This window comes from Leptospira abararensis (genome assembly GCF_016918735.1).
Lineage (GTDB): Bacteria > Spirochaetota > Leptospiria > Leptospirales > Leptospiraceae > Leptospira_A > Leptospira_A abararensis.
The window spans coordinates 1-17,726 of record NZ_JAFFPR010000034.1 but is presented as its reverse complement, the minus strand read 5'-3'; the positions used below and the strand labels follow the sequence as shown (position 1 = coordinate 17,726).

16 protein-coding genes are annotated in these 17,726 nt (G+C 32.1%); all 16 read right to left on the bottom strand.

Features of this window, described 5'->3' with window-relative positions:
* Positions 1-141: 141 nt before the first annotated feature.
* Positions 142-2,757, bottom strand: a complete 2,616-nt coding sequence (locus tag JWG40_RS10540) for an SIR2 family protein (protein ID WP_205285772.1) — start codon at positions 2,755-2,757, stop codon at positions 142-144.
* Positions 2,758-2,982: 225 nt separating this feature from the next.
* Complete coding sequence (locus tag JWG40_RS10535) at positions 2,983-4,074, bottom strand: restriction endonuclease (RefSeq protein WP_205285771.1); 1,092 nt, start codon at positions 4,072-4,074, stop codon at positions 2,983-2,985.
* A gap of 601 nt (positions 4,075-4,675) precedes the next feature.
* Complete coding sequence (locus tag JWG40_RS10530) at positions 4,676-6,277, bottom strand: DUF2326 domain-containing protein (RefSeq protein ID WP_205285770.1); 1,602 nt, start codon at positions 6,275-6,277, stop codon at positions 4,676-4,678.
* Positions 6,274-6,510, bottom strand: coding sequence for an ABC-three component system middle component 8 (locus tag JWG40_RS10525; protein WP_205285769.1), 237 nt, complete (start codon positions 6,508-6,510; stop codon positions 6,274-6,276). The genes JWG40_RS10530 and JWG40_RS10525 overlap by 4 nt, the downstream gene beginning before the upstream one ends.
* Positions 6,507-6,995 (bottom strand): hypothetical protein, encoded by a 489-nt coding sequence (locus JWG40_RS10520; RefSeq protein ID WP_205285768.1) that lies wholly within the window; start codon positions 6,993-6,995, stop codon positions 6,507-6,509. The genes JWG40_RS10525 and JWG40_RS10520 overlap by 4 nt, the downstream gene beginning before the upstream one ends.
* On the bottom strand, positions 6,988-7,155 hold the full coding sequence (locus tag JWG40_RS10515) for a hypothetical protein (protein ID WP_205285767.1): 168 nt from the start codon (positions 7,153-7,155) through the stop codon (positions 6,988-6,990). The genes JWG40_RS10520 and JWG40_RS10515 overlap by 8 nt, the downstream gene beginning before the upstream one ends.
* A gap of 306 nt (positions 7,156-7,461) precedes the next feature.
* Positions 7,462-7,971: a hypothetical protein gene (locus tag JWG40_RS10510; RefSeq protein WP_205285766.1), complete on the bottom strand. Its 510-nt coding sequence runs from the start codon at positions 7,969-7,971 to the stop codon at positions 7,462-7,464.
* Between the two features lie 274 nt (positions 7,972-8,245).
* Positions 8,246-9,253, bottom strand: coding sequence for a hypothetical protein (locus JWG40_RS10505; RefSeq protein ID WP_205285765.1), 1,008 nt, complete (start codon positions 9,251-9,253; stop codon positions 8,246-8,248).
* 590 nt (positions 9,254-9,843) lie between these two features.
* Complete coding sequence (locus JWG40_RS10500) at positions 9,844-10,827, bottom strand: hypothetical protein (RefSeq protein ID WP_205285764.1); 984 nt, start codon at positions 10,825-10,827, stop codon at positions 9,844-9,846.
* A gap of 197 nt (positions 10,828-11,024) precedes the next feature.
* Positions 11,025-11,945, bottom strand: a complete 921-nt coding sequence (locus JWG40_RS10495; protein ID WP_205285763.1) for a hypothetical protein — start codon at positions 11,943-11,945, stop codon at positions 11,025-11,027.
* 201 nt (positions 11,946-12,146) lie between these two features.
* Positions 12,147-12,542, bottom strand: coding sequence for a DUF2750 domain-containing protein (locus JWG40_RS10490; protein WP_205285762.1), 396 nt, complete (start codon positions 12,540-12,542; stop codon positions 12,147-12,149).
* A gap of 94 nt (positions 12,543-12,636) precedes the next feature.
* A complete protein-coding gene (locus JWG40_RS10485; protein WP_205285761.1) occupies positions 12,637-13,281 on the bottom strand; it encodes a hypothetical protein in 645 nt (214 codons plus the stop codon).
* 241 nt (positions 13,282-13,522) lie between these two features.
* Positions 13,523-14,104, bottom strand: a complete 582-nt coding sequence (locus JWG40_RS10480; RefSeq protein ID WP_205285760.1) for a hypothetical protein — start codon at positions 14,102-14,104, stop codon at positions 13,523-13,525.
* Between the two features lie 254 nt (positions 14,105-14,358).
* Positions 14,359-15,366, bottom strand: a complete 1,008-nt coding sequence (locus tag JWG40_RS10475; protein WP_205285759.1) for a hypothetical protein — start codon at positions 15,364-15,366, stop codon at positions 14,359-14,361.
* 228 nt (positions 15,367-15,594) lie between these two features.
* On the bottom strand, positions 15,595-16,113 hold the full coding sequence (locus JWG40_RS10470) for a hypothetical protein (RefSeq protein ID WP_205285758.1): 519 nt from the start codon (positions 16,111-16,113) through the stop codon (positions 15,595-15,597).
* 574 nt (positions 16,114-16,687) lie between these two features.
* Positions 16,688-17,629, bottom strand: coding sequence for a leucine-rich repeat domain-containing protein (locus JWG40_RS10465; protein ID WP_205285757.1), 942 nt, complete (start codon positions 17,627-17,629; stop codon positions 16,688-16,690).
* Positions 17,630-17,726 lie beyond the last annotated feature (97 nt).

Genomic DNA, 17,726 nt, shown 5'->3' with positions numbered 1-17,726 from the left:
CCCTGAGTCCCAACGGGACGTTAGGGACTGGAACGACACTTGCGTAAGCAAGGGGAGTGCCAGAAGCCTATGTGTCGAAGACCGAGCGAGGGCTAGTCCCGAAGCGAAGCGTTAAGGCGCTGTTATGCGAAGTTGGCTGTTTTATAATAAATCTATACTTTCAATAATTTCTTCATTATTGGATTTATTATTCAAAATTTTGAATTCCTCTTGATCGAGGGTAAGTAAATTTGACAAATTTTTTGTGTTTAGGAAATGATGAATCGTTTTTAACATGTTTCTTACGAGAACTGATTGAAATCCATATGCATTTTTTGACTTTTTATAAAGTTGAATCATTTCTTTGCAACTAGAATTTGAAATTTCTGTTTTGTGCTTTGTGAAGTAGGTACAAGATTTAATTACGTAAGAATGAATCGCATATGCGTCATTGTGTATATCAATCTTTTTGATCTGATTCAGTAAAATATGTTCAGCTTTTTTGAAATATTCGTTTCTAGTTGTTTTTGATATCCCTTCTTCGTTGATAGATCTTTCAAGGAAGAGGATTGCTTCTGTGTGTTCAATTTCAAATGATTGATTTCCTCTTAATTTTTTCGCCTGGTCTAGGTGAATTTCTGCATCTTTAAATAGGTTATGCTTTATCTCTGATATTGCTCTATGAAGCCAATACAGGTGAATATCTTCGAAATATTTATGTGTTTCTTTATATATAGTAAACAAAGATTTCCAATCTATTTCCGAGGAATTTTTTTTACGAAATATAACTCTCAAATTCTGTGATCTTATCAGATGATAGAATACTTGAGCTTCATATGTTTTGGAATTTTTTAAGTTGTTGTAGTAGTTTGTTGCGATATCCTTTAATAATTCAATGATCAATTCTTGTCTTGTCTCATGACTGATTTTATTTACAATGCTATTTAATAATTCTGGCGATCTACTTTTGATTTCACTTAGATTATCATCAAAATCGTTTCCTTGCATGAGTGAAAAATTTGTTATCTCGTGAAGTTCCGCTTCATATGATGTAAAATCGATTGAGTTGCTGATCATTGTAGCAAAGAAATTTGTTTTTAAAGAAAGGTCGCCAAATTCTTCAAGTATGTATAATAGTAAGATTATTTTGTATAGAGTTCTTGATTCGCATTTTGCAACCCATGTTAGAAATTTATCGATTCTTTCTTTAAATTTTTCTCCCTGACTAAATTCATATAGACATATTAATATGTCGTGCCTATTGTATGTATTTAAAAAATGTTTTGCAGCTTCTTCGAGAGATATATTAGCGTATTTTCCTAAGTAGGATTTTTCCTTCAATTTTTTTATAAATTGAGTTGAGTCATCAAGGTCAAATTTGCCAGAAATTTCTATGATCTTTACTGATTTTTTAAAATCTTGAATATTATCAAATAAGTATGATTTTCTGTGCAAGATACTTGATCTTACGCAAAAGATAATTTTGATATTCTCTTGGTTTTTGCTTTTAATTAAATTTTTTAATATGTTAAGCACCCAAGCAGCATTATCAATTAGTATAATTATTTTTTTGTCTTTGTTGGTTTGGTTATATTTTTTTATCAAGATCTCCAAATCGGTTAATATGTCAGTTCCTCGATAATCTATAACATAGTAATTTTTATGGAAGTATTTTCCGATTTGTTTTAAAAATAAACTTTTTCCCGATAATGACTTTCCCGAAATTATATAACATTGAAAGCTTTCTATATTCTCCTCAATTTCAGTTAAATTAGTTTTAATCAATTTAGTAATTACGTCATGATCAGTAAATACATCAACCCATCTAGGATGCCCTCCTATATATAGGTTTGGGTTTAGATAATTTTCTTTTTTTATAGTTTCGTCTATTAATATAAAGTTTTTGTTGTTTAAAACAGAATCTAGTTGTATAGATGATTTAGCTAATTTTTCGTTAAAATTTTCGTAATAAGCGTTAAGTTTTTTGCAAAAGGTTTCTGAGGTTTCGGTTATAAATTCGATATTGTTGTATTTTTTTATTAGCATTTTTCTTTGTAATTCAGAAATTGTTGGTGCTAAGTAATAAATTTTTGACATTAAAAAATTTCCATGTTTAAGGAGTTCGAGGTCGATATCAAGTTCATCTGTAAGAGATGCTCCAATAATTAGAATATTGTCTCTTTTGAAATCTTCCATGAGGCTATTGATTCTATAGTCTTTTATTAATCCCGCCGATGATTTCTTGTATGAAAGTTTTGAGAATATCAGTCTGCTAGTTTGATTCTGTACATTACCATGTAGTTTGATTAACTCAATGTTGTCTCTAGCAATAAATTTGCTTTCTGTATCATCGATTACTGTAAATTGTTTTCTGTTTTTTCGTAATGAAACTTCAATTAAATTGTCAACATTTAAGGTATAGATTTTTTTCCACGGTAAATTTAGTAGTTTAAGATGAAAATCTGCTGCAAATTTAGTATCAAAATGGTTTGTTACGCAAGCTAGATATCTAGTTCTGTTTTCTTCCTCGCAATAATCTGATAGAGAAGATAAATCTAGCGAAAATAATTCGGAAAATTGAGAGGAGGTTTCATCTTGTATTGCTAACACGTCTTTAATTAAATGTTTTTTAAATTCAGTAACGCTTGGTATGCTATTTCCTTGGTAATTTGTTGCACCTAGACTGAAACCAGCGCCAGTAAATAAGATAATATCTCCGTTTTTGATTCGATTGGCAAGAGATAGATGGTTTGGTTGCAATATATTAAACTCTGTCATTGTTTTGTTATCCTATATTTTAAAAATGTTATGGTAAAGATTTGAAGCCAATTTCGCATAACGAATTAGACTTACCGAAGTTCCCCGACCCTGAGTCCCGGAACGGGACGTTAGGGACTGGCATGTAGCTTGCGTAAGCAAGGCGAATGCCAGAAGGGGAATTTGCCGAAGGCCGAGCGAGGCCTTGTGCCGAAGCGTAGCGGTAAGTCGCTGTTAGCCGAAGTGCTATTTCGAATTATAAAGTTCTACTTTTATAGTTTCCGTAGTTGCGCTTTTTTCTTTTCCTGTAATCGTGAAATCAACATATGGCGCAAGGAATACTTTTAATATTGAATTATTCTGAAGCACTTCTCCATGAGCGATTTTTTCTTTCGTTAGTTTGTCCATGAGATTTTCAGTAATTTCTATATTAGTATCTTCGTTTCTTTGAAAGGCTACATATTTTTGTTTTCTGATATAATTTTCTATTGTTAGAGCAATATCTATTTTTTCTCCTCTATCAAAGTGAAATGTTTTTTGTGAGACATGTGTTATCAGCGTTGCCTTCATTTTATTTAGCGTTACTATTCCATAGGGGTATCTTAATTGATTAAATTCATAATTCTCAAAACTTATTTCTATTTCACTGGTAATAACTAATTCTTCATCAATTTTTCCTTCGCCTATTAAACCTATTCCGTTTGAGATTTTTCCAACTATTTCGTTTTGTTTATCAATAAGTAACGAAACTAGATTTAGCCCTTTTTTTCCGTCTGCTTTAGAGTATAGCAATTGTGAATCATCATATTTTTGCTCTTTTTCTACGATAATTTTAATATCGAGATTTTTGGGATAATTTTCGACTATTGGAATCATTTGTGCATTAGGGAATTGTAAGTTTATAAGTTTAGCGCAAAAAGTTTGAAGATAAAAATGAATTTCCCTTCCTGGTAGCCCCCATTCTTCTGGTGTTAGATCTCTTACTATAAATAGGTCAATATTCTTTGATTGTGCATATAATTCTGCTCCTTCTTCGAAACCAGTAGTCGTAAATATAACTCCTTTTGATGCGTTTAAATCTTCAATTGATGCATAAAGAATATCTACTCTACTTCGATCTACTTTTTCCTTCCAGCGTTTGCATTCGATAATGGTTTTATATTCATGAAGTTTTGTCTTTTGAGTAATTAAAACATCAATCTGTCTTCTTGCTCCAGACTTTCCTATAAGCATTACATCGTGCTCAGCTTCTAAACTTTCGTCCTGTTCATAAAGTTTTTTTATAAAAAGTTCAAATTCTTTCCAATCTATCAATTTCTCAATAAAAGTCGATTTCATGATCATTATCTCCAATTAATATTAAATTTCAATTTAGCATTTCGGCTAACGAATTAGGCTTACCGACGTTTCGTGTAGCTGAGCCTCTTTAGAGGCGTTAGCGTAACACGAAATGTGCCTTTAGGCCGAGCGAAGGCCCCACGAGATCCAGATTTTTTCAGAAATCTGAGGCGAAGTGGATAAGGCCCTGAGCGAGCGGTAAGCCGCTGTTAATTGCAGTTAGTTAGTATAGTAAAATATTTAAGTCGAAAGGTTCATCCAAGTCAGCGCAAATTTTCTCTTAATTCTTATAAAGCATAAATAACAAACTGCACTTGCGTGGAGAGAAAAGCTTAAATTGTTCTCTTCCAAAGCTTAAATCGACAACAGCTTCCTAAAAAAATTTGCGCGCTTTCTTCTTTTGATCAACTAATTGCAATTAACGAACTAGACTAACCGACGTAGGCTGACCCTGAGTCCCTGGAAGGGACGTTAGGGAGTGGCGCGACGCTTGCGTAAGCAAGAGGAGTGACAAAAGCCTATGTGTCGAAGACCGAACGAGGGCGCAAGTCCCGAAGTGAAGCGGTTAGTCGCTGTTAGCCGAAGTCGCTCTTATTCTATCTTAATATTTTCTACCAAAAAGGAGGCCTGCTGGTGTATAATCGTTTAGCTCTATTTTAATATCGGATGCATTTATATTACTGGGTAATTTGTCCTTGATTGCCAAAAGAATATATTGAAAGTTATATTGTATGGAAAGTTTTTTTACAACTTTAATATATTCGGTAGCTGCATTCTTATCTATATCGTCGATAATTCCATCATGTATTATAAAACCTGAATCCTCTTTATAAAATGAACGTATAGCTAAATCTACTGCTGCACATGATATTTTTTTTGCGGTAGATCCTTCTAATTCTTGAGTCTCCTTGTTATTTTTGTAGGATTTGGTTCTGAATTCAACATTGCCTGTTGAATTTTTTATAATCTTTATTTCAGCATTTATATTCATAGTATCTTTCATAATTTTTTTATATATTGAATTAATGGAATTGAATGTATTGTTTATATCATCAATGGTTTTAGAGAGTTTTGCTGATAGTGCCAAATGTTCTGTGACTAATAATGCTCTAGTTGATTCCAATTCCTGAATACTCATTTTAGTCGTACTTTGTTCAATTGAGGAAATTTCTTTTTCAATTAGTAGTATTTTTGAAAAGATATCTTTATATTTTTTTTCCGATTCATCTTCCAGTAAATTCTTAAAACTTAAATTTCTGTGACTATTCAGGTTTTCGATTTCTTTGTTTTTTTCATTTATTATATTAGTGCAATTTTTAAGTAATTCATTTAATACTTTTGTTCTATTGATGATTAGTTTTGATTGAAATTCCTTTATTTCGGAAATATCTTTCTTTATTTCATTTCCAAAGTAAATGTTTATTTCCTCGAATATTTTTGCAATATCTATAGTGTTTGTAATTAAAGACTTAGATCTATGTAATGAATCTTCAATTCTTTGCTTTTCTTTTGAATGAAAATAAATTTCATTTTTTAAAATTCCAATTTTTTTATCTAAATCTGTTACTATTTTCTTTATATCGTTAAGATCAGATTTTAGAAGATCAATTTTATTTAAATTTAAATTCAGTTGATCTTTTTCTTTGATTAGACTTTCTAAATATTGATTTTTGTTTTGATCCGATATTGATGTTTTTTTATGAATTTTAATTAATTTATCATAATCATCGATTTCTGAAGATAAGCGTAATTTTTGATCTAAAAGATTTTGATCAAAGCCTAGCAAGCCAAATATTAATGGTTTCCAGGTATAATCTTTTCCTAAATATGTTGGCTTTCTGAATTCTTCTGTAAATTCACCTTGCTTTCTAATGAAAAATTCATATGATACGGTCGTATTGATGGATTTTGCTTCACCTGGTTTTCGTCTTGAAAAGCCTCTTTGATAAATTGTGGATCCATTTTCGGTTTTTAAACTTAATTTAAAAATGCAGTCCTTATCTATTTTTTTTATTTTAGTTAATAATCTTCCACTGCCATTAAATAGAACGAAATCAATTATTCCAATTATAGTAGATTTTCCTAGATTATGAGATCTCGATTTTTTATTTTTTTTAGAATCACCTGCAATTACTGTAAAGTGATCGTCAAAAGGTATAGTTCTAAAAGTTTTGAAAGTGGATTCAATTTTTAGTATTTTCATGATATATATTTTAGAGTATCACTTTGGGCATCGTATTCAATTTTACCAAGCGAATATAGAAGAATTATTGCTTCATTAAAAAGGCTTTCAAAACTTGTTGGATATCTTTTACTAAAGTCTAGAATTAGTTCGTTCATATTAATTTGAGAATTAAATTTTAGAGACAAACCAATTTCTCCGGCCAAAGTTATAGGATTTTCTTTAAAATTAAAGTATCTTTCGATTTTAATCATGGCTTTTCACCAAGATCACAAGATGAGTACATATAGTGTAAAAAAATAAGCATTTTTTCAATGTATTCGATTGATATAGAAGGATCATTTGTCTTGTATTTGGTTACAAATGCTTCTAAAAAACCGGGTAAATTTCTGTTAAATTTTGAACCATATGAAGTTTGTAGAATTTTTTTAGCAGCTTTATATAGCTTTAATAATTTTCCGGAGGTATCTGATCTAAAATAATCATCTATTAGGTCGAAGTATTTAGTACTCTCTTTTATTTCCTGATAAGTAACTTTTGAAACTCCGTTTAAAATATTTTTTTCTTCTAAATTGGGGATGTAAGTAGCTAATTCAGCTTCTTCAGAATTATCGCTAGAAACTATAAATCCGAGCATTATTTCTAGCTCTTCTGCTGATATTAAAAGTATGTCTTCATGCAAGTTTAAAATATACTGATTTATTTTTGTACCGAATGCAAATTGACGCTGATTAGTCATTGTTACTAACCTTTATTGTTTGTTGATTGTTTTTTCCTAATACAGTTTGTTTAGCTTTTACATTGTTCGTATTATTTTTTTTTAGGTGATAGATGGTGCCTGCAGACATAAAAAAACCTGCTATTCCTAAGATATCAGCAATTAATGAGAGTGTTTCCATTTTATTTCCTTTTTAAATTAAAATTTTGCGATTTCGGCTAACGAACTAGCCTTAACGACGTAGGCTGACCCTGAGTCCCGAACGGGACGTTAGGGACTGGAACGACACTTGCGTAAGCAAGGGGAGTGCCAGAAGCCTATGTGTCGCAGACCGAGCGAGGCCTTGTGCCGAAGCGAAGCGTTAAGGCGCTGTTATGCGCTGGTTTGGAGTTTTAATCATTTCTACATTTTTAAGATAATTAATTTCTTTCCATTTTCAGAAATTTAAATAATTAAAGAAATTCATTACAATTTGAGAAATACTAGATTACTTTTTCATTGTGTAAATTGGAAAATTATCAATTTCCATTAGTTGCATTTCAAATTTATCAAGTGAATTTAGCGATTTGTCTCGCTTCATAAATTCTATAAAATATTTTTTTGCTTCGTCTGAACAATTATTAATTTCGGCAAGTATGAATTTTTTAAATTCATACCCTAGAAGGTTAGAAGAATGATTTATTAAGATTAGGTATCTTATATTTTCTCTTGGATCGATAGAAAAATCTTCTATACAGTGAAAAAGTAGCGCAGCGGAAATATACTTACTTTCTGTTTTGAATATTGCATATTCTGCTAAAAATCCGCTGAAGCCAAGAAGCTTTTTTTTAATATTTGTTGGTAAGCTTTCTCTAAATATTTTTCTGTTTTCGATATTTAAATTCTTGTAGGCTGTTGTTAAATTGTATAAATCATCATAAATTATATCGGTTTTGGGTCTAAATCTACTGCTTATTTGATTTAGAATTCCAATTTCATTAGGTAATAATTGATTCATGAATTTATTGTTTTTTAATTTTTGTAATTAAACAGTTGGATATTTTCGTATACTTTCATTTTTTTTAGTTTATCATTCCTAAATATTAAATTTCCAAACTTGCGCATAACGAACTAGTGTAAACAACGTTCCCCGACCCTGAGTCCCAGCGGGACGTTAGGGACTGGCACGGAGTTTGCGAATGCAAACGAGTGACAGAAGGGGAATGTGGCACAGCCCAAGCGAGGCCGCAAGTGCCGAAGCGCAGCGTTTACACGCTGTTATACGCCGTAATTTAGTGATTGAAATCTGACCATTTTTTAGAACTGAGTTCCTTAGCTAATTCTTCGGTATTACTGAAATTTAGTTTAGAAATATCAAAGTAAGTTTTACTATATTGTATACCTCCTGGACTGTCCTTCGCGAAATTACATTCAAATAATCTATCTAGTAGAAAAACTCTAACTGGTAATTCCGATTGACGATAATAGTTTGCTTTCGCTAAAGCTAAATCTTTTAAATTTTCTACCTTTTCGTCGTTATTTATCCATTTGATGTTAATAGAATCCGCACTATTTACATCAATTACTGCTTTGATTTCGGAAATTATTTTAACTGTTTTTTCAATGTACATTCCGAAATATTTACATCTTTGATGAGAGTATGAACCTCCAATTGCAGGACATAAGTAAACATTACCTTCGAGAATTTCTTCAGGAATTCCTGAGCAATTAATTACGTCCAATTTCTTTTTCCAAGTGGGTAATAGATTGTTTTCATTTAAGTAATCCCTATATTCACTTATTTGTTCCTTGAATTTCGAGGGGATGAAGTCGGATTCTAAGGCAATTATGAAATCCTCAAAATTGAGAGCTTGGAAGATCAGCTGATTTTTGTATTTAGTTGAGATTATATTTTTTATATTATCAAATTTTGAAAGATCCGTTGACTCAAAGTTACTTAAAGCAATCAAAATTTTTGCGTTCGCAGATTCATCATTTAGAGCCTGTAAGTGGTTTTCTATCTGCTCGTCATAAAACCAATCAAAGTTTTTTGTTTCTATAAAGATAGAAAAAGATTTTTGTAGTATAATTCCATCTGGTATGCTCTTATTCTTTTTTTCCTGTTGAAAGAATTTCACACCAACCATAGATCCTGTTTCTTCGTTAGTCAGCGTGCTTAATAGATATCCAAAGTTTGTCGGACTATCTTCATAAATAAGTTTCAAAAGCAGAAGTGTATAATTAGTTGTCCTGTTTTCAGATGAATTGTAATTAGAAAAAAATGTTAATGGTTTCCCCATTTTTTTGGTTCCTTTTTCATATTATATTTGTAAATTATGGCGTATAACGAATTAGGCTTACCGACGTTTCGTGTAGCTGAGCCTCTTTAGAGGCGTTAGCGTGACACGGAATGTGCCTTTAGGCCGAGCGAAGGCCCCACGAGATCCAGATTTTTTCAGAAATCTGAGGCGAAGTGGAAAAGGTCCTGAGCGAGCGGTAAGCCGCTGTTAATTGCAGTTAGTTCGTATAGTAATGAAGTTTAGTCGAAAGGTTCATCCAAGCCAGCGCAAATTTTTCTCTTAAATCTTAAAAAGCTAAAATCCTTAATAACACATGCAAATTAATATTGCACGCCGAGTCTTTTTAAAAGCTTTAAGCACCACAAAAATCATAAAAAAATTTGCGCGTTATAATCTTTTGATCAACTAATTGCAATTAACGAACTAGTGGAGACGACGTTTCCCGACCCTGAGTCCCGTTAACGGGACGTTAGGGACTGGCACGGAGTTTGCGAATGCAAACGAGTGACAGAAGGGAAATGTGGCGTAGCCCAAGCGAGGCCTTGTGCCGAAGCGCAGCGTTTCCATGCTGTTATGCGAAGGTCACTATATTATAATGTTGACTTATATAGGAAAACTGCAAATCCAATTGATAAAACTAGAAAAATGAAATACGCAGTCTTTCCGTATAATTGACCACTTATTTCTGATTCTATGAACAGAATTAATTCTTTCTTGGACTGTTCATAGTTTCCTTCATTTTCACTTAGAATTTTTTCTAGTTTTTTGATATCTTTATCTACAAAAATAGCATCGAGGTTACTTGTAAGATAGTCTTTTAAATTTTGAAATGTCGGATGTCGAGAGACAAGCGTTGCTACTGTTTTATTTTCCTTTTCAAATCTGATTAGCTGTTTTCTTATTCTAAAGAAAATTAATACACATAGGAACCAAAAGAAATCAAAAATCCAACCAAGCCAAATATACCATGGCTGTGTTTTTTTTTCTGTATCATTTTTTTCCTCAAATTTTTTAATCCGAAGTTCTGATAAATTTTTTATTCCGGCAGTTGCTGAGAAATTTGAAACTAGCTTATCGGTATAAACGGAAAATATAAATTTATCGTTAGGATTCATTAGATCAAAGTTAAAATCAATACTCGAATCTGATTTAGTAAGTGAAATTTCCATATCTTTCGGTTGTTTCGAGTTGATGACGACACTAAATATTTTTGGATTGTCAGTGAAAATGATTCTGATCGGACGAACAATGTCCTCTTTTGTAATATCTAGGCGTCCAATATTGGTTATGCTAAAATCAATCCTTGAAATGTTACTAAGTTCTTCATCATTTCTATAGATTTTTATTTCTTTAAAAAAGGGATCAGTCGATGAATCAAGCAAAGAAATTTGGGAAATAGATTCAAGCTCGATTGTTCTTTGATTTTGGTATATTGAATAACCTAAAGAAAATAACATTACAAAAATTGGAATGATAATTGCAGAAATTAGATATTTCATTTTGTCTGAGGGCTTTTCAGCTTTGTTTTCTTTTTCGATCATCGCTTTCAATAAAGACTTTTTATTATTATTCATATTTATTTAGTGACTTTCGCATAACGAACTAGGGGAGACGACGTTCCTCGTAGCTGAGCCTACGTAGTAGGCGTTAGCGTCGGCGCGACTTCTTGCGGAGCGAGAAGCGTGACGGAGAGGAATGTGGCGTAGCCCAAGCGAGGCCTCGTGCCGAAGCGAAGCGTTTCCCCGCTGTTATACGAAGGGCAGCAGGAATTTTATATTCTTGCTGATGACGGGTTAATTCCTTTAAATGATTCATCATTTAAAAAGACAGTTAAAAAATATCTTGAAATCGTAATATCTACTATTTTTTTCATTTCAAGAACATTGTTAAAGGTTGCAAGTTCGTGCTTTGCATTTTGTGAGTGCGCTAGCACTTTACAACGTAGGATATATAAATTTTTAAAATTTGATTTGAGATAATCTTCGGATATATAAATGTCTACAACTGATTGCAATTCCTTTAATTCGTTACTAAGTTTTGATTTCTTTAATATATCAAAAGTAGATATGTTCTCGAAGATTTTATAGAACAACATAAAAATTTCATCAAAAAATCTATCAACAATGTCATATTGACTTAACAATATAAGAGCTTTCCCATAGAAATAATGAATCTGCTCCCATTTTAATTTTTCCCTGTAATAGCTCCAAAGTAATGGAAAAATAAAATGATACAAATGCATCTTTTTTTTTGTTTTGCCTTCTGCTTTTTTGTATTTAGTGGGTCTGATTCCATCTACTAAAATTTTAATATCAATTTTTCCTAATTCTGAATCTTTAAGTTCGTAATCAAATTTCAAACCACCCAATCTGAATGGGAAAAAAATGCCTCTAGAAATAATAGAAAGTCCGATTACATAATCCTTTATAATTTCTTCAAATTTAAATTTAAAAATCAGCGGATCTTCTGATGGAGAAAAAAAATTTAGTTTGGGCCTTTTAAGTTCTATTAATACTTTGTCTTCAATGTTAATGAATGAAATTAATGGAAATTTTACTTCATTTAATTTTTTGAAGATTGTCTCTAAATTATCTGTAAAATGTGTATCCGAAAGAATTTCAAAAGTTACGGAATATGTTTCACCAATATTTATGTTATTTTCCGGGAGATATTGATAAAATATCCTATTCAAATTTAGCATTGATTTTGCTGCCTTTCGTATAACGAACTAGTGGAGACGACGTTTCCCGACCCTGAGTCCCGACGGGACGTTAGGGACTGGCACGGAGTTTGCGAATGCAAACGAGTGACAGAAGGGAAATGTGGCGCAGCCCAAGCGAGGCCTCGTGCCGAAGCGCAGCGTTTCCACGCTGTTATGCGCAGTATTTTAGGGTTATTCAACCCTGTTTTTTTCTGCCAACAATGCTTTTAATATTGTTTCCGGATGTAATGGGATTCCTTTCATTTCCAAAGTTGGAAAGACTATCACTTGAGTATTCTCCTTTATCATCTCGGGAATCCAATTTTCAATAAAATCATATAAATTTACTTTCTCTGGTTTACAATCTGACCAATCGTCGGTGATAAATTTATTCGCATATACAATATGAGGCCAGAATGGAATTCCATTATTTCCATATTCATCTCCCATGCCGACAAAACCATCTTTGTTTTTTAAACTCCATAATTCGGCCTGATCGATAATTTTTGAAATAGAATATTTTAACCTTTTGGTTGGTTCAAGTTTTATTACTTTGTCAATTTCATTCTGACTAATATCTTTACTCATTTTTGACTTCAAATTTCTTTTTGACTGTAGATTTTCTTATAAAATCTTATTATGATAGAGGTTTATTTTGTGATTTATACAAGATGTTTATTATCTAAATCAAGTTTCCTTTAATTCTTTTTTTTCGGCTTTTTTTCCAGATATTCTTATTTCCATTGAACTTTAATTTAGATTCGTATTTTTTTAAGTAAGTTATGGCTTTATTTATCTCGGTTGATTTAGTTAAATTTTTTAAATTTATCCTATAATCCATTGTATCTTCAAGCCACTTATAATGAATGAAAATATTTCTTTCTTTGGATACCGATATTATTACTTTTTTATATTTACTGTTAATTTTTGGTAATCCAATTAGTTCTAATACCCAACCTAATTTTTCTTCTATGTTACTTTTTTTAATAATATTTTTTATTACTTCGTTGCTTTTTTTTACTTTAGTAAGCTGGAGGAAGATAATATAATTCAATGTATGTTCGAAATATAAAGCATAAAAAATTACACTTACTTCAAGATAATTATCAGCAGAAAATTGCTCTGCTAATTTTTTTATTTCGTTTCTATGATCAATAACTAGATTTAGATTTGATTTTCTAACTATTTTTAATATTTTCTTATTTAAAACTTCCTTATCATAAAAGTCATTTGTTTCGAGGTGCCCAGTTCCTAATAATGATTCTGCAAACTGTTTGAAAAATTGAACTGCTTGCCTATGAGTAAAATCGGTTTCTTTTATTTTCATTTTCGACTAAATTTTAAAATATTGCGCATAACGAACTAGACTAACCGACGTAGGCTGACCCTGAGTCCCGCCGGGACGTTAGGGACTGGAACGACACTTGCGGATGCAAGGGGAGTGCCAGAAGCCTATGTGGCGCAGCCCAAGCGAGGGCTCGTCCCGAAGCGAAGCGGTTAGTTGCTGTTAGCCGAAGTTCACTTTTGACTCATTTTTAGTTTTCGAATTTAAGATTAAAAATGATAAATTAATTGCAATTGGAACTACATAATTCGATCGAATTTCTAATAAAATCCGTAGATTCTTTATTTTTTTTAGAAAAATCAACGATTTCCATAGGATTTTTGAATTGGTATTGCCCAGCTTTTGTAGTAGGAGGAAGTCTTCGTTCGCTAGTAACAACAAAGATTTTTGAGTTATCAGAAATAACTCTCATTTCAGTGATAGTTCCATAGTCTTTATCAATTTGTTGAGAACACATAAATCTAGCGGTATAACTTTCGTAATCGTTTAAATCAATCTGTTGCGGCGGATTTGTTAAAATGTCAGTACATTTTGATTTTGCAAGATTTAGAACAGAATTTAGAAAAGCGTAAGCGGAGCTTGTATTTCTGAATGATTGCTTAACGATGATCCATTCAACGTTTTGGATATCTTTATCGCTAGGAATCCATTCTTTTAAAGATTCGTTTTGTTCGTTTTTATCCGTAATGAGTTTCCACTCTATAGAAATAGGAAGTTTTAGATTGATATCAATGATTGGATTTTGCTGTTTTTGGATACTTGCGCAACCAATAAAGAAAAGAATAAGTGGCAGTAATAGTTTCATAAAAAATCTCCTTTGATTTTCCGTATATTGATAATTTGGCATATTGTTTTAAATTCTTTTTTATTGTTTCAATTTGTGAATTTCGGCTAACGAACTAGCCTTAACGACGTAGGCTGACCCTGAGTCCCAACGGGACGTTAGGGACTGGAACGACACTTGCGTAAGCAAGGGGAGTGCCAGAAGCCTATGTGTCGCAGACCGAGCGAGGCCTTGTGCCGAAGCGAAGCGTTAAGGCGTTGTTAGGCGAAGTTGGGTTATTTCGTTAGCTTTTTCTTAAGAATAATTATCTCAACTTCCAAATCGTGAACTTTCATTAGATGCTGCTCATTCTTCAGAATTAATTCATATATTTTTTCATCTTTTTCCCCAATTAGTTTTAAGTAATTTTCTATTTTCTGATTATAATCGTGCGCATTACTTCGGTCAGATTGATTGTCAATTTTGAAAATTATAAATGAAACTACCACCGCCAAAGCAGAGACAATTAAGGTAAGTAATGTTTTATTGGACTCTAAATATATTTTTTTACTATTTTGATATTCTGTTTCTAATACCTTACGTTCTCTTTCAATTTCATGTTTATTTTTTGTAAATATAGTTTCCAATGAAATCATTTTGTGCCAGTTATATTTGGATTCTTTTTCTTTGAAGACTTTGTATGATTCCAAAGACAAAAGAAAGGAATCTTTAATAAATACTGATATGGCAATTGGAAATCTTAGAATCCAAGCCTTAAAGTAACAAAATAACCTAAGTGCGTAAAACGAAAGTATTGCCTTAGCAGGAGAATATTTTTTTGCATATTCGAATATTTTGCTATCTTCCAGTTTATCTTCGCTGTAATCGAATATTTTACTTTTATTATACCAAGTATAATAGCTGTTTTGCCTTTTTTCCAAAAAATGATATACCCATCGCTGAAGTATAAATGAAATCTTATTGTATGCACGTATGGATTCAAGATTTGATTCAAAAATAAATGACTGCGGTAATTTATTTTTGAGCGTATACTTTTTGAACTCATTCAAATCACTGAAGAGATCAATATCCTTTTCATTTGAGCAAAGAATGATGCGATGATAATCTACCTGCATAGATTCAAATTCGCCAGAACTTATTTTCTTAAAATAGTCCTGAAGTCCGATTTGTTCTTTTTCGAAGTCTTCGGTAATACTAAAAAAATATACTTTTATCACCTCTTGATTGAGAAATCTTGGTGAGTAGATTAATGTAGTACCTTTTCTTGTATTTTTAGTTATCATTTAATCCAATTTCGCCTAACGAACTAGACTTAACGACGTTCCTCGACCCTGAGTCCCGAACGGGACGTTAGGGACTGGCACGTAGCTTGCGTATGCAAGCGAGTGACAGAAGAGGAATGTGGCGTAGCCCGAGCGAGGGCTTGTCCCGAAGCGTAGCGTTAAGTCGCTGTTATGCGAAGTTTTCTGAATAATGACCAATGATATTTTTTTGATAAACTAATAAACTTCCTAGAGAGAATCAATTTTTTTAGAAGTTTTGCATTTTGCTAACTTAGCTTCATTTTCATTATAGTGATAAGTTTTGCCAAACTGTAATCGACAGCTTCTATCATCGCATAAATATCCAAAGAAATGCGAATCTATTCTATAGTTTTCGCTATAAGCCATACTTTTGTCATCTAGAAAGTATATTTTTTTTTCATCAAAACCAGTAGGAAATATGAGTATAGGTATGGGAATAATAAGTATGACAATGGTAATGAAATTCCATTTAAATCCATCCCGATAGGTAATGTAATTACAATTTTCATGAAAACCAGAATAATCCGGTTTTCCCCATTTATCTATAATATCATTTTTAGAGTATGAAGGCGGATTTTTATAATCTTTTGGACTAATAAATGAATACTTCTTATCATTGATTTCTAAGTTTTCTTCTATATGCTCAGTCGGAGCAAACCTCATAATCCCGTAGAAACAATTAGATAGAGTAAGGGTAAATAAAATAATTAATTTGAAGATTTTCATTTTTTAACCTTTGGCAATAAGTTTAAGAAAATTTCGCATAACGAACTAGGCTTACCGACGTTTCGTGTAGCTGAGCCTCTTGAAGAGAGGCGTTAGCGTGACACGAAATGTGCCTTTAGGCCGAGCGAAGGCCCCACGAGATCCAGATTTTTTCAGAAATCTGAGGCGAAGTGGAAAAGGTCCTGAGCGAGCGGTAAGCCGCTGTTAATTGCAGTTAGTTATTATAGTAAAAGAGTTTAGTCGAAAGGTCAACAAAAGTGAGCGCAAATTTTCTCTTAATTCTTAGAAAGCATAAATAACAAACTGCACTTAAATGGAGAGAAAGGCTTAAATTGTTCTCTTCCAAAGCTTAAATCGACAACAGCTTCTTAAAAAAATTTGCGCGTTTTCTTCTTTTGATCAACTAATTGCAATTAACGAACTAGGCTACACGACGTTGTCCGTAGCTGAGCCTCTCCGAGGCGTTAGCGTCGGCGCGTCTTCTTGCGGAGCAAGAAGCGTGACGGAGGACAATGTGTCGCAGACCGAGCAAGGGTGAGCTTGCGAATCCCGCAGCGATGCGTGTCAGCCGCAGTTATGCGGAGTGTGGCTTTTTAGTTTGTTCCTTAAGCAATGTATCAGGTAAATTGAAATTATTCCAGTTCCAAGTCTTTATTAGCTTGTGCGAGTAATTTTTATTCTGTGCAAACATCAACATTGATAGTTTCGCTAATTTTGTTAAGGGCTGAAGATTTCCATCTTCAATATAAGTTGATGAACCTGGGAAAGCGAATGCTTGTAAATTTGAAAGTGAGTTAATAAATGCAAGGGAAGGTATTTTGCCAGTATTCGAAAGATCTAAGACTTTTAATTTTTTAAGATTAGAAATTGAATCAAAATCTTCAATTTGTTTACTTCCATTTATGACTAACCATTCTATGTTTTCCAAGAATCGTAAATCGTTAATGTCTCTAAGTTTTTTGCAATCAAAAAGTGATAGTTTTTTTATTTTACGAAGATTTTTAAATGCAGATAAGTTTGAAAAGTCAGATCGATACATTGTTAATTGTTCCAATTTTTCGAATTCCCAAGTATTAGGCAGAATTTTGGATTGAAAAGAATCTAATGATAAAAATCTGATATTTTCACACTGAAATATAGATTCTCCACCTTTTAACCAAGGTATATAACATTTCTCTAAATTTTGGAGAAAAGAAAAATTTACTGGTTTTTTGATATGACATTGTAATGATAAAACTTTCAATTCAGAAAATTCTTTAATTTGGCTTAGATCATCGATAGGTGTTGAAATAATATTCAATAATTCGAAATTTTTTAGTCTCTCTAGAAAATTAAAATTTAAGGCTTTAGAGCCTTTCATATAATTATAATATAAACCTAGTATTTGATTTTTCTGAATAAATCTTTGAATTTCTTCATTCCAATCTCCCTCAAGCAGAATACTCTTTATTTTGTAATTTCCTTCTAGTTGTAGTGGAGAAGCAGATGCGTTATATAAATCATGTATGATTTTCATAGCTTTCTATTTTATTATTCATGGTAGGTTCAAGAATCTAGCGCACAAGCGCCCGTATTTCATTTTCAGGTGTATTCCAATTCAAAGTTTTTCTAGG